The organism is Microbacterium sp. K41, from assembly GCF_004794395.1.
Taxonomy (GTDB): domain Bacteria; phylum Actinomycetota; class Actinomycetes; order Actinomycetales; family Microbacteriaceae; genus Microbacterium; species Microbacterium sufflavum.
Genome location: NZ_SSDO01000266.1, coordinates 1 through 287 on the forward strand (window position 1 = coordinate 1; position 287 = coordinate 287).

Sequence of the window (287 nt, forward strand, 5' to 3'; positions counted from 1 at the left end):
GACCAGGCCGTCGCGCGGCGGAGCACCGTCTCGGGGTCGCGCTCGCCCTCGGCGTACAGCACGGCGCAGGCGGCGACCCCGGCGTCGCCCGCACCGGTCGGGTTCCCCGCGAGGGGCTCGTCGAGTCGCGCGTGCACGAGCTCGTCGTCGGTCACCGCGAGCATGCCGTCGGCGCCCAGCGAGAGCAGCACGAGCTCGGCACCGCGCTCCAGCAGGGTGCGGGCGGCGTGCACCGGGTCGTCGATGCCGGTGGCTTCGGCGAGCTCGGCGGCGTTGGGCTTGAGCAC

Annotated in this window: 1 protein-coding gene; it reads right to left on the reverse strand. The window is 76.7% G+C overall.

Annotated elements, in window-relative coordinates; genetic code table 11:
* A partial coding sequence (locus DW309_RS07300) for a PfkB family carbohydrate kinase (RefSeq protein WP_240753146.1) occupies window positions 1–287 on the reverse strand: 287 nt, incomplete at both ends.